A 23,713-nucleotide genomic window follows, 5' to 3' on the forward strand; every position below is an offset into this window, starting at 1 on the left:
TTACACGAAAAAGGGAAGATAATGGAGACATTAGCACGAAACAAAGTTTGGGAGGAACAAAGACATGAAAGCAAAGGTAAGAACCTTTAACGGAACTACATCTCCGGAAGTAACCCAGCGTGAAACAGATCACCGCAAACTTGCCCGCGAGGCAGCAGCAGAGGGATTCGTTCTTCTGGAAAACAAAGATCATTTCCTGCCGCTGGCAAAGGGCAGCAAGGTAGGTCTTTACGGAGCAGGTGCGATCCGCACCATCAAAGGAGGCACCGGTTCCGGCGATGTCAATGAGCGTGACAGCGTTAATATTTTCCAGGGCATGAAAAATGCAGGCTACGACGTAACAAGCAGTGAATGGCTGGAGGATTACGATAAACTCTACGTACAGGCAAGACTGGACTGGAAAAATGAGATTTTCACAAAATTGAACGGAGACGACACAAAATTCTTTGATGCGTACTCTGCAACCCCGTTCTTTATGCCATCCGGAAACCCAATCGATGAAGAGAAAGCAGCAGCCGACGGTGCAGACACCGCATTCTTCGTTCTGGCACGTATCGCAGGAGAGAACAAAGACCGTTTTGATACGGAGGGTGACTACTTCATCTCCAAAGAAGAGAAAGCTATTCTGGCACAGGTTTCCAGATGCTATAAAAACGTTGTTCTTGTTATCAACACCGGCGGCCTGATGGATCTGGCATTCGTAGAAGAATTTGACAATATCCGCTCTATTTTACAGTACGTACAGGCAGGCCAGGAAGGCGGAAATGCATTTGCTGATGTTGTAAGCGGCGATGTAACCCCATCCGGAAAAATGACAGATACCTGGGCAAAAGATTACTATGATTATCCGGGTGCAGAGGTTTACAGCTACAAGAGCGGCGACCTCATGAAAGAAAAATACGAAGAGGGTATCTTCGTTGGATACCGTTACTTCGATACCTTTGAAGTACCAGTCCGTTACTCCTTCGGTTACGGTATGTCCTACACCGATTTCGAGATCAGAACCGATGACATCAAAGTAAGCGGCCGCGGTATGATGAATCCGAAAGTAAGCGTGACTGTTACCGTCACCAACACCGGCGATACTTATGCAGGAAAAGAAGTTGTACAGATCTACGCTTCCTGCCCGCAGGGCAGACTGGTGAAAGAGTTCCGCCGTCTGGCAGGCTTTGGAAAAACAAAACTGCTGGCTCCGAAGGAATCCCAGACCATGACCATCACCTTCCCGCTGTATCAGCTGACTTCCTATGAGGAGGAAAGCGCATCCTGGATTCTGGAGCCGGGCATGTATGGTATCTGGATTGGAAATGATCTGAATACATCTGTTCTCTCCGGCGCGCTGGAGCTGGACGAGAAAGCAGTCATGACAGCGTGTGAAAATATCTGCCCGCTGAAAGAGGAATTGAATGAGATTGTTCCTGATGCAGAAAAAGTTCAGGCAAGAGAGGCTGCATGGCAGAAGGAAGTAAAAGAAAAGAGAATGAGCGTGATCGAGCTTAAAGCATCTGAGATCCCAACTGAGAAAGTAGATTACCAGCCGGTACCGGAAGAGCTTCCTGGAAAAGCAGGAAAGATTGTGGAATCCCTTTCTGTGGATCAGCTGGCACTCCTTGCAACCGGTGATCCGGGAAGAGCACAGGGCAACGCGCTTGGCTCCGCAGGAATTTCTGTTCCGGGAGCAGCAGCGGAGACATCCCCGTGTGCTTCGGAGGAGCCGTGGAATGTAACCACGATTGCTCTGGTCGACGGACCTGCAGGTCTTCGTCTGAAGAGAGAATACCAGGTAGACAACGGAGAGATCGTAGCGAGCGATTTCCTGGCGGCACTGGAAGGCGGATTCTTCAGCAAACCGCAGGAAAAACGCGGAACAACCTATTATCAGTTCTGTACCGCAATTCCGGTTGGAACACTTCTGGCACAGAGCTGGGATGTAGAACTGATCAAGAGAGTCGGCGAGATGATCGGCCATGAGATGGAGCTGTTCAACGTAACACTGTGGCTGGCACCTGGCATGAACATCCACAGAAATCCGCTCTGCGGAAGAAACTTTGAATATTATTCCGAGGATCCGCTGCTTGCCGGTATGATGGCGGCTGCCATGACACTCGGTGTACAGAAGGTACCGGGCTGCGGAACCACGATCAAACACTTCGCATGCAACAATCAGGAGGATAACCGTATGGGCTCCGATTCCATCCTGTCCGAGCGTGCACTGCGTGAGATCTATCTGAAAGGCTTTGAAATCGCAGTCAAAGATGCACAGCCGATGTCCATTATGACATCTTACAACCTGATCAATGGTGTGCACGCTGCAAACTGCTACGATACCTGCACGAAAGCAGCGAGAGATGAGTGGGGATTTGCAGGAGCTATCATGACCGACTGGACAACCACCAACGTACAGATCCAGGGCGAGTGTACGGCAGCGGGCTGCATGAGAGCCGGAAATGACATGGTAATGCCGGGTCTGCCGGAGGATCACGAGAACATCAAAAAAGAACTTGCAGATGGAACTCTGACGATGGCAGAATTGAAACGCTGCATCTATAACACGGTAAATATCGTACTGCAGTCCAATATGTACGAGGGCGCAGTCAGCTACCTTGATCAGTTCGATGATCTGGATACCTATCTTGTCGTGAAATAAAAGAAGTGAAAAATATCTTATGGGGATATACAAAAAGCAGGGTTTGAAATGAACGGACATTTCGGTGCGTGAGACATTGGGGGACCCTGAAAAGAGGAAAGAAGTGCCATTCGCAGATGGGGGTCTGCGGAGCAGGCACTTCTTTTACGTATATTGTCTATGAACCGTGAATACATTGACAGTAAGGCAGAAAATAAGGAGGCGCAAAAAGCAAATGAGAGAACGGGATGAGAATGCATATATTCGTTTTTTTGCCCTCTGGTTTGCGGCCGGTATGACCCTCGGTGTACTGCTGCTGCTTACGGCATCCCACATGGGAATGAAGGAGGGAAATAGCGTCCGCCTCTTTCAGGCGGAGGCGTTTTTGGGAAGAAAAATTTCCGCAAAGGCCTGCTTTTCCTATCTTCTAAAGGTACGGTTAGCACCGGCATTTGCGGGACTTCTCTTTGGATTGACGGCAATCGGTGCGTATTTTGCCACTGCTGCCGTTTGGGCATATGGTTTTCTGTGTGGCGTCTTTCTCTCGGCTGCCTATCTGCAGAACGGAATGGCAGGTCTTTTATTCTTTTTTCTGGCTCTTTTTCCGCAGATTTTCCTCTACCTTGCCGCGTTATTTCTGATGGCTGCTGCGTGCAGCCGGATGGCAGAGACGAATCACCTTGCCGGCGGCATACAGAAAAAGGAATATTTTTGCTTTGGCGTGCGCTACTTCTTTGCACTGATCCTGCTTCTGTGGGGTATTCTGCTTGAGAGTTATGTCAATCCGTGGTTTCTTGCGAAAATCCTGTAAAAACGGTCGGAAAAGGGAATTGCATTTTTGAAAAAACGTGTATATAATTAAAAGCATTGTTACCCTTTATCGGGCAGTGAGAGGGAGAAAAAAGCAAAAAGGAAAAAAGCTATGCAGGAAACGATACAGTCATTTACGGACTATCTACAGACGGAAAAGAAAGCGTCAAAAAATACAGAAGTCTCCTATCAGCGCGATCTTCGAAAGCTGGCAGTTTTTTTGAAGGAGCACGGAATAGAAAAACCGGAGCAGATGAATGCAACGGTTTTAAATTCTTATTTATTATATCTGGAGCGGGAACACTTCTCCCCGGCAACGATCTCGCGCAGCATCGCGGCGATTCATATGTTTTGCCAATATGCATGTCAGGAGGGAAAAATGGTATCTGACCCGTCGAAAGCGTTGCAGCCACCGAGGGTTGAGCGGAAAATGCCGGAGATCCTTTCCATCGCAGAGGTCGATCTGCTGCTTCGCCAGCCCAAAACCGACACGCCAAAGGGGATCCGCGACAAAGCAATGCTGGAAATGTTGTATGCGACCGGTATCCGTGTCAGTGAACTGATCCATTTAAAAATGCAGGATGTTAACCTTATGATGGGCTACATCACCTGCCGCGATGAAAAGGAGCGGATCGTTCCGTTTGGTGGACCGGCAAAAAAGGCGTTGGAGCAGTATCTGGGCAGTGCGCGCGCAGCCCTGATGCATGGACGGGAGGACGATGTACTGTTTGTCAACTGTTCCGGAGGTCCGATGAGCCGTCAGGGGTTCTGGAAAATTCTGAAATCCTATGCAAAATCCGCAGGCATTACGGCGGATATTACGCCGCATACCCTGCGTCATTCGTTTGCAACCCATCTGCTGCAAAACGGTGCGGACTTAAAGAGTGTCCAGGAGATGATGGGACACGCCGATATTTCGACGACGCAGATGTATCTCCACCTTGGTGTGAATAAAATCAGGGACGTGTACCGGAAGACACATCCGAGAAAGTAGCAGATTGAACAAAAAAAGAAATGGAAAAAGCGTATTTGGCAAAACTTGAATGAAAAGATTTGCCAAATACGCTTAATTTTTGGAGATTATGCAGATTAGAATGTGCCAGGAAACAGCAATTTTGATTCACAAGCTACAAAATCTGTGTTATACTGAAAAACAGGTTTTACATTTAAGTATGATATAAGCAAAGGGGTATCACAACATGAAACTGATTGTGGTAGAAGATGAAAAGATCATTCGAACTGGCCTTTTAAGGCATGTTCCATGGCAACGACTCGGCGTTTCGGAGGTTGAAGCAGCCGCAAACGGAGAGGAAGCACTGGTGAAAGCGGAAGCCTTCCGGCCGGATATTGTTCTCTCGGATATTCGTATGCCGGGCATGAGCGGTGTGGATTTGTGCCGGAAATTGAGGGAAAAATTTCCGGAGATTGAGATCATCTTTTCAACAGGCTATGCAGATAAGGAATATTTAAAAGCGGCAATCGATCTGCATGCGGTCGGATACGTGGAAAAACCGGTTAACGTGAAGCTGCTCTCGGAAAGCGTCGAGGAAGCAGTGCGACGCGTGAAGGAGCGCAGAAAAAGTGAGCGCGCGAAACTTCGAAACTATCTTTTAGAGGTGGACACCGATGTTTCACTTGAGCAGGCGGAGGGATCCAGTTTCCGCATTGTCATGATCCATTTTGACAGTGAAGGCTGTGGAGCCGGATTTTTACCAAAGTTTGAGAAAATGGCAAAAGAAGCACTGAAACCGTATCGGATTTCGATAACAATGACACTGCTTGACCCGTTCTATCTGATTCTGCTTCTTGGAAGTGAAAAAGAAAAGCGATGGAAAGAAATGGAACCGGTTTTGGTTGATGCATTGAAAAGCTGTACGCAGGATGGTTCGATTTCGGGATGCTTTTTATCCTATGGAAGAAGAGGCGGCTGCCAGAAAGACATTTTGTTGTCTTACCGTCAGGCAAAGGAAGCGGGAAAGGCTCTTTCCTGGCTTGGATGGGGGAAAAGCGTCTGCTACGACGATGTTCCGCCAGAGAAGCCGTGGATAGATGATGCCAAGAAACAGCGGGATAAATTTTATCAACTGATTATGGACAACGATGAAAAAGGTGCCTGCCTTTTTCAGAAAACGCTGTATGAAAAACTGGTCAGCCATCATCTGTGCATGAATTCTGATATACGTTACCATTATTGTGTAATGCGTGATATGCTGGAAAAAGCAGCGGAATATCGATATCCCGGTACGATGGAAAAGCCTTGGAAGCAGGGAGGAACCGATTTCTTTATGCAGGCAGAAACGTTTGCGGAGATGAAAGAGGAAATGATACGCAGAATTGGGCAGCTCTTTGAAAAGCAGAATGGGAAAACGAATACGCATAAAACGGAGAACAGTTATCATGTGAGCCGTATCACAGAATATATCCAGGAACATTATACAGATCAGGATCTTTCCATCGGAACACTCGCTGAGCTTGTTTATCTGACACCGACGTATCTTTCTACTGTATTTAAAAAACAAACGGGACTTACGATTGGACAGTATCTGCTGGAAGTGCGTGTAGAGAATGCGAAACAGAAAATGCGTGATCCGCAGCTAAAATTCTATCAGGTATCTGAAATGGTGGGTTATGAGGATGCCAATTATTTTGCGAAAATATTTAAAAAGAAAACGGGGGTTACCCCGACAGAGTATAAGGAGAGTCTGCAGATGCGATGAAACATCCATTACAGAAAATGTCAATGCATAAGAGAATGATGCTGTATTTTGCCGTTCCGCTGATTCTGATGCAGATTTTGCTCTGTTCTTTGTGCTATCCGCAGGTGGTGCGCCGTTATCGTGAAAAAACGGATTACTCGATGGAACAGTCGGTAAGCCAGGCGATTTCTTTTGCGGAGAGTTATCTGCGGAATATGACGTATCTGGCGAATATGGTGGAGGACAATGGGGTAATTCAGAATACACTGTCAGCGGATGGCTTTGGAGAAGAAAGACCATACATGGAGCAGTGGCTGGAATACTATGAGCTGAATAAAGAATTTAATTCCTACGAGATTTCGAACTCGATCTATCGTTTCTGCCTGTACGTGCCGGATGAGGTGATGTATGCGGGAAATCAATATTATTTCGATGGAGTATCAAGGCTTAAGGAACGCAGCGATTACGTTGATCTGCGGTATGCTCTGAACAGGGGAGAAGATTACGTTGCAATCAGTCGTGAGAGAGACGGTGTGAATCAGCAGGATACCTCGCAGATGGTTACCCTGTATCACCGGATTGCATCCAAAAAAGAAAAAGAAGAGGAACTTGGTATCTGCAGCATCAGTGTTTCTGCGAAATATTTCCAGGATATTATGAAAAATGCCAATATCACATCAGAAGGTCTTGTTTATCTGATGAGTGAAAACGGCAGGATGATTACCAGCTCTAACAGCAGTATTCTTCAAAAAATGCAGAAAAAAGGAATACTTTTAAACTATGGCGCGGAGCTTTTTATGGAAAAAAGGAAGGAGGGACAGAAGGAATATTACATTACCCGGCAAAATGTGGACGGTGCATCCTGGCAGATGATCTTGATAATTCCCGAAAATGAATATGAGGATCAGTACAGGTTTCTGTGGCTCTCAGCGGCTCTGATGCTTGGAAGTATGATTGCCGTTATTGTATTGATGTCATATCTTCTTTCCGGTTACTACGTTGGAAGACTGAAAAAGCTGAATGTGGAAATGACGGGTCTGGAAAGCGGAAATCTGAACGCAAATCTGCCAATCACAACCGAGGAAGATGAAATTGAGGAAATTTATCACAATTTTAACGGTATGGTGCAGGAAGTCCAGCGGCTGATGCAGGAGCATTATCAACTTGGTAAGGAAGTTAAAATGGCAGAGGTACGGGCACTGCAGGCGCAGATCAACCCACATTTTCTCTACAATACGCTGGATCTGATTAACTGGATTTCCATGGACTACGGTGCAGAGGAGATCGGAACGCTGACGTGGAATCTGGCCCGGTTCTATCGGTTGAGTCTGAATCATGGAAAGAGCCTGATTTCCATCGGGGAAGAAGTCGAGCATGTTGAGGTTTATGTCAATATCGAAAATTATCACTTTGATAACGCCATTTCTCTCGAGGTAGATGTGCCGGAAGAACTGAAGAGCTATGCATGTCTCAATATTATTCTTCAGCCATTTGTGGAAAATGCGATCGTCCATGGGATTGCGGAGAAACCGGATATTGAAAGTTGTGAAATCAGGATCCGTGCGAGAAGAGAGGAACAGGATATTATTTTTTCGGTTCAGGACGATGGTCCCGGAGTTGATGTGGAGCAGATGCAGAAAGAGACACAGCAGGACATCCGGACAGCACAGCATGGCTATGGTGTGCGGAACATCAACTTTCGCCTGAAGCTCTGCTTCGGTGAAAAGTATGGTGTTACGTATCTGGAAAGTGAAAAAGGAACGCATGTTGAGATCAAAATTCCGGTTATGACAATAGCAGAAGCGGAAGAGAAGATCTGAAAAGAAAGAGAGAGGAAAACCTCTCTTTCTTTTTGCATAAAAATTGTGAAAATGAGCAGAGAGATGTGGAAAGTACGCTGTGCAAATTGACAAGAAACGGGAAGAAAAACAAGATTTTTCCTGTGCGAGATCACAAAAAGCATAAGAAATTACTAGAAATCGAAGTTTTGTTGGGTACAAAATAGATAAATTCTTCGGTATAATAGGGTCATCAGTTGAGAACAAGCCCAAGACAAAGCGATGCGTGGAGGGTCTTGGGAGCACTCTTGTACAGGCCGGCAGTTACATACAGTGCAGGAACGATGAAAAAGAAAGGAAGTTAACAAATGGGAAAGCATGTGAAAAGTTTTGTAGCAGAAGTAAAGAAAAACAGAGCCCTTTTTGTTATGGCGATGCCTGCATTTTTGCTGGTATTGATTATGCAGTACCTTCCGATGTCCGGACTGGTGCTTGCATTTAAGAACTATCGATATGACCTTGGCGTATTCGGAAGTGAGTGGAATGGATTTGCAAACTTCGAATACCTGTTCTCATCCGGAACCGGATGGCTGATTACGAGAAACACAGTTGTGTACAACCTGTTAAACCTGGTTACTTCACAGCTTCTTGCGGTATTGATCGCAATTTTTATTTCTGAGATCAACAAAAAAATCTTTAAAAAAGTGACACAGTCAATCATTTTCTTACCGTACTTCATCTCCTGGGTTATCGTTGGAGTTTTTGTTTACAATATCTTCAACTATGAAACCGGTATCCTGAACAGTATCGTAACCTTCTTTGGAGGGGAGAAGATCAATATGTACGATGCATCCAAAGCCGGTATATGGCCATGGATCATCTGTCTGTTCAACTCATGGAAATGGTGTGGATATAACTCCGTTATTTACATCGCAGCAATTACCGGTGTCGATGCTGAGATTCACGAAGCAGCTTCCATCGACGGTGCAAATATTTTTGAGAGAATCCGTTTCATCACTCTTCCGAGCATTCTTCCGACCATTATCACCATGCTTCTTCTGCAGGTTGGCCGAATTCTCCGTGGTGATTTCGAGATGTTCTATCAGATCGTTGGAAACAACGGACAGCTCTTCAACAAGACCGATGTTATTGATACCTATGTATTCCGTTCCCTGATTCAGAACTCCAACCTCGGTATGACAGCGGCAGCATCTTTCTATCAGTCCGTCATCTGCTTTGCGACTATTCTGATCGTAAACGCAATCGTAAAACATGTAGAAGAAGATCTTGCACTGTTCTAAGACAGAAAAAAGGAGGAATTAGTTATGCAAGCTGTTGCAAAATCACAGAAAATCAAGAAAAGTACTTCTACAAAAGTATTTTATGTCATCTGTTACACCTTTGTTGCGCTGATGGCTCTGGTATGTTTACTGCCGTTTATTATGGTGGTTTCCGGTTCGTTTTCATCTGAGCAGGCGATTCGGTTTCAGGGTTATGGCATTCTCCCAAGAGAATTTACCACAGCCGCTTACGCACTGATCTTCAAGAGCCCGATGACCGTTGTCCGTGCTTACGGGGTATCTATTTTTATCACCCTCGCCGGAACTGCAGTAGGACTTCTGCTTACGACAATGACCGCTTACGTGATCAGCCGTAAAGATTTCAAGTACAGAAATGCTCTGTCCTTCTTCTTCTACTTTACGACCCTGTTTAACGGCGGTATGGTTTGCTCCTATATTTTCTACATCCAGTATCTGCACTTAAAAGACAGCTACCTTGCCCTGATCTTACCGGGTGTGTTCAATGTCTTCTACCTGTTGATCATGAGAACCTTCGTATCCGCAATTCCGACCGCACTGATCGAATCTGCGAAGATTGACGGCGCAGGCGAGTTTAAAACATTTTTCAGCATCATCCTTCCGCTTCTGAAATCCGGAATGGCAACCATCGGTCTGTTCCTTGCGCTTGGTTACTGGAATGACTGGTACAATGCAATGCTGTATATGAATACAGAAACAAAATATCCGCTGCAGTACATGCTGTATGCCCTGATGCAGAAAACGCAGGCAATGTCCCAGATGGCAAGCTCTGCAAACATTCCGCTGCAGGATATGCCATCCAACTCCCTGAAGCTGGCCATGGCAGTTGTGGCAACCGGCCCGATCATTCTGGTTTACCCGTTTATACAGAAATATTTTGTAAAAGGTGTTACAATCGGTTCCGTCAAAGGCTGATGGAACGATTAGATAAAGGCAACGAAAAAGGAGGAAAAAGAAATGCAAAACAAAAAATTAAGAAAAGCACTTGCTGTATCCATGGCAATCGCCATGACCGGAGGCCTGCTTGCAGGCTGCGGAAGCAACAATTCCAGCTCTTCCAATGGTGGAGCTGCAAAGAGCGGATCTACATCATCCGCAAGCGGTGAGCTTGACACATCCGAGTTTGTGGAGCTTTCCATGTATGTCATCAGTGACCGTCCGGCAGGACAGGATGCAATCGACGAGAATCTGAACAAACTCTTAAAAGAGAAACTGAACTGCTCTTTGAAAATCAACTGGATCGGCTGGGCGGAGTACGCAAACAAATATCCGTTGCTGTTCTCTTCGGGAGAAGAGTTTGATATGGCATACAGTGCATCCTGGCTGAACTTTGCATCTCTGGCGCAGAAGGGTGCCTTCAAGAGCCTTGATGAGCTCTGGCCAACCTACGCACCGAAGAACTTTGCAGCACAGTCTGAGGAAGCAAAACAGCAGGCAACAGTAAATGGAAGCTATTATTGTGTTCCTTCCCTGCTGTCTACCTACAATTCATATGGTCCTATCTATCGTGGTGACCTGGTAGAGGGAACCGAATGGGACGGAAAGATGGAGACCTTTGAAGATATTGAAGAGTACTGCGATATCATCAAAGAAACGCATCCGGAAATGGAGTGCATCGATCTGTACTCTACAGCACCGGAAATCTTCTTCATGTATATGGAAAATCAGGGACTGGCAGCCTTCAACGGAATCCGTTATCTGTGGTATGATCCAAATGCAGAAAATCCAACTGTTATGACTTCCTATGAGCTGGAGAAAACACCGGAATTCCTGGAAATGATGGCAAGATGGAATGAGAAAGGATTTTATTCAAAATCTGCTCTGTCAGACACGGACAGCACGAAATTTCAGAATGGTAAAGCAGCTCTGAAGATCCATAACATTGATTCCTATGTGGGACAGGCAATTCTTCATCCGGAATACGATATTCACTATTCTAACATGGTAAAAGATGTTGCACATCTTCCATATACGCAGGACTGTATGGTAATCTCCAATACTTCCAAGAATCCGGAGAGAGCAATGGCACTGTGGGATCTGATCACCAATGATCAGGAAGTATACGATGCGTTCTACTACGGCATTGAAGGAACTTCTTATGAGCTGAACGATGAAGGACAGTTCAAGGTTCTGGATACGGACAACTATGGAACGAGCGCAATGTGGTCTGCAAGAAGTGATGCTCTGAACCGTCAGGCGATCGGTACTCCGGACGATTATAAGACTAACATTGATGAGTTTGAGTCCCACATCGTTTCTGGACAGGGAAATGAGAAATTCACAGGATTTGTACTGGATACCTCTTCCTTCGAGACCCAGCTTGCTGCATGCAACAATGTACAGCAGCAGTACTGGTGGCCGCTTGAGCTCGGATACACAGATGCAGAATCTGGTTTGGCTGATTATCAGTCCCAGATGGAAGCAGCAGGAATCGAAACCATGAAAGAGGCAGCTCAGAAACAGCTTGACGCTTACGTAGCAGGCCTGAAATAAAACGAATTTCCGAAAGGGAAACGCAAAGACTATATAACTTCTGCCGCAGGCAGAACAGACGGACAAAAAGCAGGTACTGGAGCAGAACATATCGTGGGGGTATGCGTGCGGTGCCTGCTTTTTCCGAAAACAGCCATCATGTATGGGAGGGAACAAAACTATGATAAAAGAACCAATGGTAATGGAAATTGCGAAAAACACCTACGCCATCAACGAATTCGGTCTGTCCGCGTGTTATTTTCTGGTCGGAGAGGAGCGTGCGCTTTTGATTGACACCGCATGCGGCCTTTCTGATCTGAAAGGCATCGCGGCAAGCTTGACGGACAAGCCGTACGACGTTGTCCTGACGCACGGCCATCTCGATCATGTCGGCGGAATCGGTGCGTTTACGGATGTCTATCTTGGCGAGGCAGATTTTGCTATGACACGGAACCTGAACGCAGAACAGCTGCGCGGCTTTGCTGATGAAATTGGAAGAAACGGCGGCTATCAGGCATATGAGTATGATCTCAACAAAATTCAGCCGTTCGAAATGCCGACATTCCATGCCCTGCACGAGGGCGATGTTTTCGAACTGGGAAACCGCCGCGTCGAGTGCATCGAGGTGGCCGGCCACACGCCGGGCGGCATCTGTTTTCTTGATGAAGCGACGAAAATCCTGTTCTCCGGCGATGCCTGCAACCAGAATCTTCTTGTCCTCGGCTGCAGCGTGAGAAAAACGCTGGAAGGGCTGTATCACCTGAAAACATACGAAACCCGCTATGAGAGATCCTACAGCGGGCACATCGGTTTCGGCGGCATGCAGGGCTATTTCAGCCAGCCAGAGACGATTCTCGATGACTGCATCAAAACCGCCGAGCAGATTCTGTCCGGCGAAGCAGAAGGAAAAACCGCACCGCGGGAAGGCATGCTCTATGCCGAACACGGAACCGCAAGACTCAGTTATTACCCGGACTGCCTGGAAAAGGATCCGGAGCGATAAAATGATCTGCAAAAAGCAGAGAAAAGGAGAAGAAAACTTATGGCAAAAGTAACATTACACGCAACCATCTTTGGGGAAGATGGCATCAAAACAAGAGACTATGAAACTGCACTGATCCCGGACGCGAAAAATCAGGAAATGCAGGTCATCAACCTGTACCCGGACAAGACGTATCAGAAAATTGAGGGATTTGGCGCCGCACTCACCGAGTCCGCAGGCTATGCACTGTCCCGCATGAGTGAGGAAAACCGTAAGAAAGTAGTAGAAGCGTATTATGGAAAAGACGGCATTGGCTATACGATCGGCCGGATTCACATGGACAGCTGTGACTTCTCCATCGGCAATTACTGCGCAGTCGAAAACCCGGACGATCCGGAATTCAGGGATTTTAGCCTGGAAAGAGATGCAAAATACGTGCAGCCGCTCGTAAAAGCTGTTTCCAAAACTCTTGGCAAACCGGTCTCACTGCTGCTTTCCCCGTGGTCCCCGCCAGCCTTCCTGAAAGAGACCGGCGTGAGAAACGGCGGCGGCCACCTGAAAAAAGAAAGCTATCCGGATTACGCAAATTATATTGCAAAATACATCACCGAGTACGAAAAACTCGGCCTGCCGATTTCCTGGATGACGGTACAGAATGAGCCGCTGGCTGTTCAGACCTGGGATTCCTGCGAATATACGGCAGAAGAGGAAAAAGAATTCCTGCGTGACTATCTGTACCCGACCTTAAAAGAAAAAGGCCTTGATCACGTAAAACTGTACATCTGGGACCACAACAAAGAGAGAACGTACGAGAGAACCCGCGACATTGTGGATGAGACAACGAAAGATATGATTGCTGGTGTTGCATACCACTGGTATTCAGGCGATCATTTTGACACCCTCTCGATGGTAAGAGAAGATTACCCGGATCTGATGCTGATGCACAGTGAGGGCTGCGTAGAGCTGGCACGGTACGGTGCGGCTGCCGGAAACTCTCTGCGCCATGCAAAACAGTATGCGCACGACATCATCGGCGATCTGAACCATGGCATGAATTACTGGATTGACTGGAACCTCGTGCTTGATGAGATCGGCGGCCCGAACCACGTGGACAACTTCTGCGGCGCACCGATCATTTGCGACGGAACGACCGACACAATCGAAGTAAAACCGATGTTCCACGCGATCGCCCACTTCTCAAAATACATCAAACCGGGCGCCGTCCGCATCGCAAGCTCCACGTATTCGCCGGATCTTGAGGTTACAGCAGCGAAAAACCCGGATGGAACGATTGCACTCGTTGTATTAAATACGTCAGAAGAGACGAAAGTAGTCAATCTCCGCATGAACGGAACCACAACCCGCCTGACCTTCTGGGGCAATAGCATTGCAACGGTATTGATTTAACAACCTTATCATAACAAAAGAAAGAAACCTCTGTGCAGACCGGTAAAATCTGCGACAGAGGTTTCTTTCATATGTGTTTTTGCAACGAAGGAGAAAATTTAGCACTCCTCAGCAATATCGTAAATCAGTCGTTCGGTCTGATCCCATCCAAGACACGGGTCGGTAATGGATTTTCCGTAAACATGGGTTCCGCATCCGATTTTCTGATTGCCAGGCTCCAGATAGCTTTCGATCATAACACCTTTTACGAGACTTTCGATATCCTTGCTGCATCGTCTTGTGTGCAGAACGTCTTTGACGATACGGATCTGCTGCTCGTATTTCTTTCCGGAGTTGGAATGGTTGGCATCGATGATGGTAGCCGGGTTTACGAGATGTGTTTCGTTGTATTTCTCCAGCAGAAGCTGAATGTCCTCGTAGTGATAGTTCGGCACGGAGTTGCCGTGCTTGTTGGTCGCACCGCGGAGAATGGTGTGCGCCAGCGGATTTCCGCTTGTCTTTACCTCCCAGGTACGGTAAATAAAGGAGTGGGAGCCCTGTGCGGCAATGACGGAGTTGATCATAACAGAAAGATCACCGCTGGTCGGGTTTTTCATGCCGGCCGGAATGTCGATGCCGGAAACAGTCAGACGGTGCTCCTGGTTTTCTACGGAACGTGCGCCGACCGCAACATAGGAGAGAATATCGGACAGATAGCTCCAGTTGGACGGATACAGCATTTCGTCTGCAGAAGTCAGATCAGTCTCTTCTACTACACGCATATGCATTTTACGCATGGCGATCAGGCCGTGCAGCAGGTCCGGCTTTCCTTCCGGGTCCGGCTGATGAACGATACCTTTGTAGCCTTCACCTGTGGTACGCGGTTTGTTGGTATAGACACGCGGGATGATGATCAGTTTGTCGGATACTTTGTCGGCAACCTTTGCCAGACGGTGATTGTACTCCAGAACAGCGTCTTCGTTGTCTGCGGAGCAAGGTCCTACGATAACAAGAAATTTATCGGAATCCCCGGTAAAGACTTTTGCGATTTCAGCGTCACGCTGTTTTTTGATTTCGGTTGCGCGGGCGCTTAAGGGATATTGTTCCCGGATCTCTGTTGGGGTGGGAAGTTTTCTTACAAATTCAAGGCTCATTTTCGTTCTCCTTTATCTTAGATGCACTTCTTTTCTAGCTGCGGACAGAGGAGCGTTCTTGTGTGCCCCGTCGCAAACTATCTATAAATTATAATACATAACGCGAAGATTGTCGATATTTTTTCGGCGAAAATTCTGTTTCTCTTAAAAAAGATAGAAAAAAGGTATCAATGAACAGCAAATCCGTTTGCAGATTCCCGATGCAGGAACAAAAGTGCCATTGTCATAATGGTAAGTTCACTTGCAAGAATACCATAGAGATAGCCACGGATGCCGAAAACCGGGACGAGAAAAAGAATTGCAAGAATACGAATTACATCTCCGGCAAGGTTCTGGAAAAAAACGAGAGAAGTTTTTCCAAGGCCGTTTAAAATGCTTCCAAGTGTCGTTTCCAGATAGAGAAAAGGACTTAAAAATGAAAGGATACGCAGAAAAACGCCGACTTCTTCGTTTTGAAAAAGGAAACGTCCAAGCCACGGACCGAAAAAGAAAAAGGCAAAAACAGCGGAAGTGCCAAGCAGCACACAGAAAGAAATTGTATAACGGATCGTGTCTGATATTTGCTCCGGCGTACCGTCGGCCTGCTGTTTTGCTACGCCGGGCAGAAGCATGACGGACACCGCGTGGGTGATGGCAGATGGAAAAAAGATCATAGGAAGTGCCATACCGGTGAGAATGCCATACTGCGAGAGCGCTGCTTTCCGGGAAAGACCGAAGGTGACCAGACAGCCGGGGAGCAGAGCACTTTCAATGCTGTGGAGGACATTCAGAAGAATACGGTTCAGCGTAAGCGGAAGATTCAAAACGGCAAGCTCTCGGAAGGTATCGTACCAGAGGGTCTTTTCTTTGAAAAAAACAGAAATCGGGCGGTGTTTCTGAGGGGACCTGCTGTGCGAGACGGACAGGCAGGCCATCAGAAAGAGACACGAAAAGAGTTCGCCGGCGGCAGTACCGAATGCAGCGACAGCGGCAGAGGGGAGGCTTGTGGGAAGACAGAAAAGCCAGGCAAGGTAGGAAGCGCCCATGCGCACGAACTGTTCCAAAAGCTGGCAAAAAGAAGGCAGTGCCGTCTGATTCTGGCCAAGATACCATGCCGAGAGACAGTTGTGGATCCCGGAGGGGAGAATGCCGAGTGATAAAATCCGGAGGAGCAGAATCGTCCGCGGCTCAAAAAGAAGCCGTGTTCCGATAAAATCCGCGCTGAAAAAGAGAAAGATGGAGGCGGAGAAGGAAAGTATCACTACAATGCCGCATCCGGCCGCCAGACAGATCTTTGCCCGTCTGGAATCCTTTTTGGCAAGGTACGATGCGACAAAGCGCGAGAGCACCGTCTGCATGCCGCCTGCGCCAAGGGAGAGCATCAGTGCGTAGAGTGGTGTGGCGAGCTGGTAGATACCAAAGGCTTCCGCACCGATCCGGCGCGACAGGAATATTCTATAGAGAAATCCAAGAATTCTGCAGATGATCCCGGACGCGGTCAGGATCAGTGTGCCAAGAAGAAGCGTGTTCTTTCTTGTGATTTTCAGCATGGGATAGACTCCTTTCACGGCATTGCGCAGATAGTCTAAAATATGCGAAAAAACTCCTTGACAGAACCCCGTGATAGGTGCTATTCTGAGTGAGAAATAAATCCGATTAAAACTGTCGGAATTGGAAAACGACAGCACAGGAAAAAGGAGAACCAGGAATGAAATTATCGACCAAAGGAAGATATGGTCTGCGTGCCATGATCGATCTGGCGAGTCACGAAGAAGAGGGTGCAGTGTCCATTGCCAGCATTTCAGAACGCCAGAATATCTCAGAGAGCTATCTGGAGCAGCTGGTGCGTCCGCTTCGAAAAGCCGGATTCATTGAGAGTGTGCGGGGAGCAGGCGGTGGATATGTACTTGCAAAACCGGCAGATTCCATTTCGGTAGGAGATGTTCTCCGTGTGCTGGAGGGCGGACTCGAGGCAGTCACGTGCTCGGTCAATGAAGGCCTGGGCGGCTGCGATGCGGCCGATTTCTGCGTCACGCGTTTTGTGTGGCAGAGGATCAATGAGGGAATTACGAACGCTGTGGATTCCATCAGCCTCGGAGAGCTGGTTCAGCAGAGCCGGCAATTAGAGAAAAACAGAAACAGCGATAGAAATGACAAGGAGTGAACAACAATGATTTATCTGGACAATGCGGCAACAACAAAAACAGCCCCGGAAGTTGTCGAGGCTATGCTTCCTTATTTCAGCGAATACTACGGAAATCCATCCAGTATTTATGCAATTGCAGGAAAAAGCAAAGAAGCCATCACCAAAGGAAGAGAGCAGATCGCAAACGTGCTCGGCGCAAAACCGGAGGAAATTTATTTCACAGCCGGCGGCAGCGAGTCCGATAACTGGGCGTTAAAAGCTACCTTTGAAGCATATAAAAATAAAGGAAACCACATCATCACCACAAAAATCGAGCATCATGCGATTCTTCATACCTGTGAGTATCTGGAAAAAGAGCGCGGTGCGAAAATCACCTATATCGGCGTCGATGAGAACGGCGTTGTCAATCTGGATGAACTCGAAGCAGCCATCACACCTGAGACCATTCTGATTTCCGTTATGGCGGCAAACAACGAAATCGGAACGATTCAGCCGATCAAGGAAATCGGAAGAATTGCAAAAGAACACAATATTTTATTCCACACAGATGCTGTACAGGCATTTGGCCAGATCCCGATCAATGTGGATGAGTGCAATATTGATATGCTCAGTTCCAGCGGTCATAAGATTAACGGACCGAAAGGAATCGGCTTCCTTTACATCCGAAAGGGTGTGAAAATCCGCTCCTTCGTACACGGCGGTGCGCAGGAAAGAAAACGCCGTGCCGGAACAGAAAATGTACCGGGCATCGTAGGATATGGAGTTGCGGCAGAGCGTGCGGCAAGAACTATGGCGGAGCGTACCGCAAAAGAAATCGAAGTACGTGATTATCTGATCAACCGTATTTTAACCGAGATTCCGAACTGCCGTCTGAACGGCGATCCGGTAAAACGTCTGCCGAACAACTGCAACATCAGCTTTGAATTCATCGAGGGAGAGTCCCTTCTGATCATGCTGGATATGAAAGGTATCTGCGCATCCAGCGGTTCTGCATGTACTTCCGGATCCCTGGATCCGTCCCATGTACTGCTGGCCATCGGACTGCCGCACGAGAAAGCACACGGTTCCTTACGTCTGACTTTAAGTGAGGAGATCACAAAAGAGGACGTTGATTTTGTTGTAGAGCAGATTAAAGCGATCGTAGACCGTCTGCGCAGCATGTCCCCGCTGTATGAGGATTACATCAAAAAACAGCAGGGTAAATAAGTTTAAAAAAATAAGACAGTCCATCCAGAAAGCCGGTACAGAAAAATTCAGGTAAAAGCTGTGCCGGAGGAGGACTGCTTTGAAATAGTTCAGGAGGAAGAATAACAATGTACAGTGAAAAAGTAATGGATCATTTCCAGCATCCGAGAAATGTAGGAGAAATTGAGAACGCAAGCGGTGTAGGTACCGTTGGAAATGCAAAATGCGGCGATATCATGAGAATGTATCTTGACATCGACGATAACGGCATCATTCAGGACTGCAAATTCAAAACCTTCGGCTGCGGCGCCGCAGTTGCAACCAGCAGTATGGCAACCGAGCTGGTAAAAGGAAAAACCATCCAGGAAGCTCTGGAAGTAACCAACAAAGCCGTTATGGAAGCACTCGACGGACTTCCGCCGGTCAAAGTTCACTGTTCTCTGCTTGCAGAAGAAGCAATTCACGCTGCACTCTGGGATTACGCAGAGAAACACCACATCAAGATCGAAGGTCTTGCAAAACCGAAGTCTGATATCAGCGAGGGCGAGGAAGAGGAAGAATACTAAGTATGGGAAAAAAGAAAGTAGTCGTTGGAATGTCCGGCGGCGTAGATTCCTCGGTGGCAGCGTATCTCCTGAAAAAAGCAGGATACGATGTCATCGGGGTGACCATGCAGATCTGGCAGGATGAGGCCGAGACAGTCCAGGAGGAAAACGGGGGCTGTTGCGGCCTTTCTGCTGTTGATGATGCAAGGCGCGTGGCACAGGTGCTGGACATTCCGTATTATGTCATGAACTTCAAAAAAGAGTTCCGTGAGAACGTCATGGACTATTTCACGAACGAATATCTCTGCGGCAGAACACCGAACCCGTGTATCGCCTGCAACCGCTATGTGAAATGGGAAGCGTTGCTTCAGCGCAGTCTTTCCATTGGAGCGGACTACATTGCGACCGGACATTATGCAAGAATCGAACAGCTTGCCAATGGACGGTATGCGATTGCAAATTCGGTAACAGCGGCAAAAGACCAGACGTATGCACTGTATAATCTGACCCAGGAGCAGCTTTCGCATACGCTGATGCCGGTCGGAGACTACACAAAAGATCAGATTCGTGAGATTGCAGCAAAAATCGGTCTTCCGGTAGCAAAAAAGAAGGATTCCCAGGAAATCTGCTTCGTGCCGGATCAGGATTACGCTTCCTTTATCCAGAACGAGACAGGAATCGTGGCACCGAAAGGCAATTTCGTGAATACAAAGGGTGAAATCCTCGGTAGCCATGAGGGGATTACCCATTACACCGTAGGACAGCGCCGCGGACTCGGCCTTCCGATGGGACACCGCGTGTTCGTACTGGAAATCCGTCCGGAGACGAACGAGGTTGTGGTCGGCGAAAATGAAGAGGTTTTCGCAAAAGTAGTAAAAGCAAACAAAGTAAACTATATGGCAATTCCGCCGCTGGAACTTGGAGAAGAGCTCTCCTGCACCGCAAAAATCCGGTACGGGCACAAAGGCTCCCCGTGCGTGATCAAACGGACCGGGGAAGATGAGATTACCTGTACCTTCCCGGACGGCGTGCGTGCTCCGACACCGGGACAGGCTGTTGTCTTCTACGTGGACGGCTGTGTCGGCGGAGGCGGAACGATTACGGAGGCCGAAAGATGAAAATAGCGGACTGTCATATGCACAGTTTCTTTTCAAGTGACAGCGAAGCACCAACAGAAGAGATGGTAAAACGGGCAGTCGAGCTGGGACTTCCGGCAATCTGCCTGACGGATCACTACGATATGGATTACAGTACCGGCGAGTTCCAGCTCGATACACCGGCATATGCGGCAAAAATCCGGGAACTGCAGGAAAAATATCGCGGCAGAATCGATATCCGATTCGGCGTGGAACTGGGACTGCAGCTCCACTTAAAAGAACGGATGGAAGAGTATGTAAATGCGTGGCCGTTCGACTATGTGATCGGCTCCATGCATGTCATTGACGGAAAAGACCCCTATTATGAGGATGCTTTCCCGGACTGGACAGCAGAAGAGCTGTACCGGGCGTATTTTCGGGCTACAGCAGAAAATATCCGGTTCTTCCACAATTTCCAGACGCTTGGTCATCTGGATTATGTGGTACGCTACTGCAGAGAAAAGGGAAAAGATTACAGCTACCGCGCATTTGCGGACGAGATCGATACCATTTTAAAAGAGCTGATTCAGTACGATATCGCGCTGGAAATCAACACCGGCGGCTACAAGGCAGGCCTTGGCGTGCCGAATCCGACGCCGGATGTCATCAGAAGATACCGGGAACTGGGCGGCGAAAAGATCACCTTCGGTGCCGATGCCCACAAACCGGAACATATAGCGTTTCATTTCGCGGACGCGGCAGCTATCGCGCAGGAAGCCGGATTCCGGTACTACGTGCGGTTTAAAGAGAAAAAGCCGGAATATCTGCCGATCCAATAGAAAACACGCAGGAAAAGCCGGAAAAAGCCCCGGAAAGGCTGGATTCCGGCTCTTTCTGTAATAGACGGATCTTTCGAAATTTTGCAGAAATACGGATTGGCATCCGGCTTCTTCACAAATTTTAGAAATAATTTCGTATTTTCTTGAAAATAGAACTTGAATTTTCCGACGAAATTAGGTATTATACAGATAAGGTTGATGTTTCTTTAACAAAGTACAGAGACTCAAAATTAAAATTCACTTTTTAGGAGGAATTGAAAATCATGGCAGTAAAAGTAGCAATCAATGGTTTTGGCCGTATCGGACGTCTTGCATTCAGACAGATGTTTGGAGCAGAAGGTTATGAAGTAGTAGCAATCAACGACTTAACATCCCCGAAGATGTTAGCTCATCTGTTAAAATATGACTCTTCTCAGGGAAAATATGCTCTGGCTGATACCGTAACATCCGATGAAGATTCCATCACAGTAGATGGCAAAAACATCAAAATCTATGCTTTCCCGGATGCTAACAACTGCCCATGGGGAGAGCTTGGCGTAGACGTAGTTCTGGAGTGCTCCGGATTCTACACCTCCAAAGCAAAAGCTCAGGCACACATCAATGCAGGCGCTCGTAAAGTAGTTATCTCCGCTCCGGCTGGTAACGACCTTCCGACCATCGTTTACAATGTAAACCATGAGACCCTGACAGCAGACGATAACATCATCTCCGCTGCATCCTGCACCACAAACTGCCTTGCACCTATGGCAAAAGCTCTGAACGAACTGGCTCCGATCAAATCCGGTATCATGGTTACTATCCATGCTTACACTGGAGATCAGATGACTCTGGACGGACCGCAGAGAAAAGGCGATCTGAGAAGATCCCGTGCAGCTGCAGTTAACATCGTTCCAAACAGCACCGGTGCTGCAAAAGCAATCGGTCTTGTTATTCCGGAACTGAACGGCAAACTGATCGGTTCTGCACAGCGTGTTCCAACCCCAACCGGTTCTACCACAATCCTTACAGCAGTTGTAGAAGGAACTGTAACTGTTGACGAGATCAACGCAAAAATGAAAGCATCTGCAACCGAGTCCTTCGGATACAACACAGATGAAATCGTATCCAGCGACATCGTTGGTATGAGATATGGTTCTCTGTTCGATGCAACTCAGACTATGGTTCTTCCGCTGGACAACGGAACAACAGAGGTACAGGTTGTTTCTTGGTATGATAACGAGAACTCCTACACAAGCCAGATGGTTCGTACCATCAAATACTTCAGCGAGTTAGCATAATTTAACAAACTGAACGGCAAAATTTCAGAGCCCAAAGGGTCCGGTCTGTTAAGGACCGGGCCCTTTTTGCGAATGCGGCGGAAAAATACGGCACAAAAACAGCCCTTTTCCGTGTGCAAAAATTATAAACTGCATTTTTAAATAAGGACCGCGATGCCGCAAAAACAAAGAAACGGCGCGGCAGATGCAGTTGGATATATGGAGGGAAACGCCCATGTTAAACAAAAAAACCGTAGATGATATCAACGTAAAAGGAAAAAGAGTCCTTGTAAGATGTGACTTCAACGTTCCGCTGATCGATGGAAAAATCACAGATGAGAACCGTCTGGTAGCAGCTCTTCCAACGATCAAAAAACTGATCGCTGACGGCGGAAAAGTAATTCTCTGCTCTCATCTTGGAAAACCGAAAGGAGAACCAAAACCAGAGCTTTCTCTTGCACCGGTTGCAGTTCGCCTTTCCGAGCTTCTTGGACAGGAAGTTAAATTTGCAGCAGATCCTGAGGTTGTAGGACCGAACGCAAAAGCAGCTGTTGAGGCTATGAAAGACGGAGATGTAATCCTTCTGGAGAACACCCGTTACCGTGCAGAAGAGACCAAAAACGGTGAGGAGTTCAGCAAAGAACTGGCTTCCCTGTGTGACGTATTCGTAAACGATGCATTCGGAACCGCACACCGTGCTCATTGCTCCAATGTTGGTGTTACCAAATATGTTGACACTGCTGTTGTTGGTTACCTGATGGAGAAAGAGATCGCATTCCTTGGAAATGCTGTCAACAATCCGGAGCGTCCGTTTGTTGCCATCCTTGGTGGATCCAAAGTATCCAGCAAGATTTCTGTTATCGACAACCTGATCGATAAAGTTGATGTCCTGATCATCGGCGGTGGTATGGCTTATACCTTCGCAAAAGCAGCAGGCGGCACCGTTGGTGATTCTCTGCTTGAGATGGATTATCTGGATTATGCAAACAAAATGAAAGAAAAAGCAGCAGCAAAAGGCGTGAAACTGCTTCTTCCGGTAGACAACGTTGTTGCAGATGCATTCTCAAACGACGCAAATACACAGGTTGTTCCGGCCGGACAGATTCCGGATGGCTGGGAAGGTCTGGATATCGGACCGGAAACTGCAAAACTGTTCGCTGATGCTGTTAAAACTGCTAAAACCGTTGTATGGAACGGACCGATGGGATGCTTCGAGATGCCGAATTTTGCAGCAGGAACCAAAGCAGTTGCAGCAGCACTGGCTGAAACAGATGCAGTTACGATCATCGGCGGCGGAGATTCCGCAGCAGCTGTAAACCAGCTTGGATATGGCGATAAGATGACTCATATCTCCACTGGCGGCGGCGCTTCCCTGGAGTTCCTGGAAGGAAAAGAACTGCCGGGCGTTGCAGCAGCAAACGACAAATAAAACAACGATTCAGAGCGCAAGCGGAATCGAGAGGT

The 23,713-nt window shown here is 47.5% G+C and carries 19 protein-coding genes; 17 read left to right on the top strand and 2 right to left on the bottom strand.

Annotated elements, in window-relative coordinates:
* Positions 1–64 precede the first annotated feature (64 nt).
* From DWW13_RS00580 to DWW13_RS00625, 10 genes are all read left to right on the top strand, one after another.
* The gene (locus tag DWW13_RS00580; protein ID WP_055218222.1) at positions 65–2,647 is read left to right on the top strand and encodes a glycoside hydrolase family 3 protein; all 2,583 of its coding nucleotides are present in this window, start codon (positions 65–67) and stop codon (positions 2,645–2,647) included.
* A 214-nt stretch (positions 2,648–2,861) separates the two neighbouring features.
* Positions 2,862–3,437 carry a stage II sporulation protein M gene (locus DWW13_RS00585; protein ID WP_055218220.1) on the top strand — a complete coding sequence of 192 codons (576 nt, stop codon included), beginning with the start codon at positions 2,862–2,864 and terminating at the stop codon, positions 3,435–3,437.
* A 111-nt stretch (positions 3,438–3,548) separates the two neighbouring features.
* Positions 3,549–4,430, top strand: coding sequence for a site-specific tyrosine recombinase XerD (gene xerD, locus DWW13_RS00590; RefSeq protein WP_118718970.1), 882 nt, complete (start codon positions 3,549–3,551; stop codon positions 4,428–4,430).
* Positions 4,431–4,635: 205 nt separating this feature from the next.
* Positions 4,636–6,153: a response regulator transcription factor gene (locus DWW13_RS00595; protein WP_118718972.1), complete on the top strand. Its 1,518-nt coding sequence runs from the start codon at positions 4,636–4,638 to the stop codon at positions 6,151–6,153.
* Positions 6,150–7,952 (top strand): cache domain-containing sensor histidine kinase, encoded by a 1,803-nt coding sequence (locus tag DWW13_RS00600; RefSeq protein WP_118718974.1) that lies wholly within the window; start codon positions 6,150–6,152, stop codon positions 7,950–7,952. Before DWW13_RS00595 ends, DWW13_RS00600 begins: the two co-directional genes overlap by 4 nt.
* A 326-nt stretch (positions 7,953–8,278) precedes the next feature.
* Positions 8,279–9,211 carry an ABC transporter permease gene (locus DWW13_RS00605; RefSeq protein WP_117509098.1) on the top strand — a complete coding sequence of 311 codons (933 nt, stop codon included), beginning with the start codon at positions 8,279–8,281 and terminating at the stop codon, positions 9,209–9,211.
* Positions 9,212–9,235: 24 nt separating this feature from the next.
* Positions 9,236–10,144 carry a carbohydrate ABC transporter permease gene (locus DWW13_RS00610; RefSeq protein WP_117509097.1) on the top strand — a complete coding sequence of 303 codons (909 nt, stop codon included), beginning with the start codon at positions 9,236–9,238 and terminating at the stop codon, positions 10,142–10,144.
* Between the two features lie 42 nt (positions 10,145–10,186).
* Complete coding sequence (locus DWW13_RS00615) at positions 10,187–11,722, top strand: ABC transporter substrate-binding protein (protein WP_117509096.1); 1,536 nt, start codon at positions 10,187–10,189, stop codon at positions 11,720–11,722.
* 160 nt (positions 11,723–11,882) lie between these two features.
* The gene (locus DWW13_RS00620; RefSeq protein WP_158554955.1) at positions 11,883–12,704 is read left to right on the top strand and encodes an MBL fold metallo-hydrolase; all 822 of its coding nucleotides are present in this window, start codon (positions 11,883–11,885) and stop codon (positions 12,702–12,704) included.
* 39 nt (positions 12,705–12,743) lie between these two features.
* Positions 12,744–14,090, top strand: coding sequence for a glycoside hydrolase family 30 protein (locus DWW13_RS00625; RefSeq protein ID WP_117509094.1), 1,347 nt, complete (start codon positions 12,744–12,746; stop codon positions 14,088–14,090).
* Positions 14,091–14,188: 98 nt separating this feature from the next.
* Here the strand turns inward: DWW13_RS00625 and DWW13_RS00630 are convergent, their stop codons facing one another.
* Together DWW13_RS00630 and DWW13_RS00635 are read right to left on the bottom strand one after the other, a co-directional pair.
* Positions 14,189–15,223, bottom strand: a complete 1,035-nt coding sequence (locus DWW13_RS00630) for a 3-deoxy-7-phosphoheptulonate synthase (RefSeq protein WP_117509093.1) — start codon at positions 15,221–15,223, stop codon at positions 14,189–14,191.
* 167 nt (positions 15,224–15,390) lie between these two features.
* On the bottom strand, positions 15,391–16,752 hold the full coding sequence (locus DWW13_RS00635; RefSeq protein WP_118718976.1) for a polysaccharide biosynthesis protein: 1,362 nt from the start codon (positions 16,750–16,752) through the stop codon (positions 15,391–15,393).
* A gap of 158 nt (positions 16,753–16,910) precedes the next feature.
* On the opposite strand from DWW13_RS00635, the gene DWW13_RS00640 reads away from it, so the two are divergent.
* From DWW13_RS00640 to DWW13_RS00670, 7 genes are all read left to right on the top strand, one after another.
* Entirely contained in the window at positions 16,911–17,366 is a 456-nt protein-coding gene (locus tag DWW13_RS00640) for an RrF2 family transcriptional regulator (RefSeq protein ID WP_022463329.1), read from the top strand.
* Positions 17,367–17,372: 6 nt separating this feature from the next.
* A complete protein-coding gene (gene nifS / locus DWW13_RS00645) occupies positions 17,373–18,554 on the top strand; it encodes a cysteine desulfurase NifS (protein ID WP_022463328.1) in 1,182 nt (393 codons plus the stop codon).
* A gap of 107 nt (positions 18,555–18,661) precedes the next feature.
* A complete protein-coding gene (gene nifU, locus DWW13_RS00650) occupies positions 18,662–19,099 on the top strand; it encodes a Fe-S cluster assembly scaffold protein NifU (RefSeq protein ID WP_022463327.1) in 438 nt (145 codons plus the stop codon).
* 2 nt (positions 19,100–19,101) lie between these two features.
* Positions 19,102–20,196, top strand: coding sequence for a tRNA 2-thiouridine(34) synthase MnmA (mnmA, locus tag DWW13_RS00655; RefSeq protein WP_118718978.1), 1,095 nt, complete (start codon positions 19,102–19,104; stop codon positions 20,194–20,196).
* The gene (locus DWW13_RS00660) at positions 20,193–20,993 is read left to right on the top strand and encodes a histidinol-phosphatase HisJ family protein (protein WP_118718980.1); all 801 of its coding nucleotides are present in this window, start codon (positions 20,193–20,195) and stop codon (positions 20,991–20,993) included. Before mnmA ends, DWW13_RS00660 begins: the two co-directional genes overlap by 4 nt.
* A 263-nt stretch (positions 20,994–21,256) precedes the next feature.
* Positions 21,257–22,270, top strand: coding sequence for a type I glyceraldehyde-3-phosphate dehydrogenase (gene gap, locus DWW13_RS00665; RefSeq protein WP_022463324.1), 1,014 nt, complete (start codon positions 21,257–21,259; stop codon positions 22,268–22,270).
* Positions 22,271–22,484: 214 nt separating this feature from the next.
* Positions 22,485–23,678, top strand: coding sequence for a phosphoglycerate kinase (locus tag DWW13_RS00670; RefSeq protein WP_022463323.1), 1,194 nt, complete (start codon positions 22,485–22,487; stop codon positions 23,676–23,678).
* The last annotated feature ends 35 nt before the right edge of the window (positions 23,679–23,713 follow it).

Origin of the sequence: Blautia sp. AF14-40 (genome assembly GCF_003479665.1) — a bacterium.
Lineage (GTDB): Bacteria > Bacillota > Clostridia > Lachnospirales > Lachnospiraceae > Fusicatenibacter > Fusicatenibacter saccharivorans.

What these genes read in the sequence shown, in the direction of transcription:
- DWW13_RS00580 (WP_055218222.1), top strand. Translation starts at nt 65, where the DNA reads ATGAAAGCAAAGGTAAGAACCTTTAACGGAACTACATCTCCGGAAGTA.
- DWW13_RS00585 (WP_055218220.1), top strand. Translation starts at nt 2,862, where the DNA reads ATGAGAGAACGGGATGAGAATGCATATATTCGTTTTTTTGCCCTCTGG.
- xerD (WP_118718970.1), top strand. Translation starts at nt 3,549, where the DNA reads ATGCAGGAAACGATACAGTCATTTACGGACTATCTACAGACGGAAAAG.
- DWW13_RS00595 (WP_118718972.1), top strand. Translation starts at nt 4,636, where the DNA reads ATGAAACTGATTGTGGTAGAAGATGAAAAGATCATTCGAACTGGCCTT.
- DWW13_RS00600 (WP_118718974.1), top strand. Translation starts at nt 6,150, where the DNA reads ATGAAACATCCATTACAGAAAATGTCAATGCATAAGAGAATGATGCTG.
- DWW13_RS00605 (WP_117509098.1), top strand. Translation starts at nt 8,279, where the DNA reads ATGGGAAAGCATGTGAAAAGTTTTGTAGCAGAAGTAAAGAAAAACAGA.
- DWW13_RS00610 (WP_117509097.1), top strand. Translation starts at nt 9,236, where the DNA reads ATGCAAGCTGTTGCAAAATCACAGAAAATCAAGAAAAGTACTTCTACA.
- DWW13_RS00615 (WP_117509096.1), top strand. Translation starts at nt 10,187, where the DNA reads ATGCAAAACAAAAAATTAAGAAAAGCACTTGCTGTATCCATGGCAATC.
- DWW13_RS00620 (WP_158554955.1), top strand. Translation starts at nt 11,883, where the DNA reads ATGATAAAAGAACCAATGGTAATGGAAATTGCGAAAAACACCTACGCC.
- DWW13_RS00625 (WP_117509094.1), top strand. Translation starts at nt 12,744, where the DNA reads ATGGCAAAAGTAACATTACACGCAACCATCTTTGGGGAAGATGGCATC.
- DWW13_RS00630 (WP_117509093.1), bottom strand. Translation starts at nt 15,223, where the DNA reads ATGAGCCTTGAATTTGTAAGAAAACTTCCCACCCCAACAGAGATCCGG.
- DWW13_RS00635 (WP_118718976.1), bottom strand. Translation starts at nt 16,752, where the DNA reads ATGCTGAAAATCACAAGAAAGAACACGCTTCTTCTTGGCACACTGATC.
- DWW13_RS00640 (WP_022463329.1), top strand. Translation starts at nt 16,911, where the DNA reads ATGAAATTATCGACCAAAGGAAGATATGGTCTGCGTGCCATGATCGAT.
- nifS (WP_022463328.1), top strand. Translation starts at nt 17,373, where the DNA reads ATGATTTATCTGGACAATGCGGCAACAACAAAAACAGCCCCGGAAGTT.
- nifU (WP_022463327.1), top strand. Translation starts at nt 18,662, where the DNA reads ATGTACAGTGAAAAAGTAATGGATCATTTCCAGCATCCGAGAAATGTA.
- mnmA (WP_118718978.1), top strand. Translation starts at nt 19,102, where the DNA reads ATGGGAAAAAAGAAAGTAGTCGTTGGAATGTCCGGCGGCGTAGATTCC.
- DWW13_RS00660 (WP_118718980.1), top strand. Translation starts at nt 20,193, where the DNA reads ATGAAAATAGCGGACTGTCATATGCACAGTTTCTTTTCAAGTGACAGC.
- gap (WP_022463324.1), top strand. Translation starts at nt 21,257, where the DNA reads ATGGCAGTAAAAGTAGCAATCAATGGTTTTGGCCGTATCGGACGTCTT.
- DWW13_RS00670 (WP_022463323.1), top strand. Translation starts at nt 22,485, where the DNA reads ATGTTAAACAAAAAAACCGTAGATGATATCAACGTAAAAGGAAAAAGA.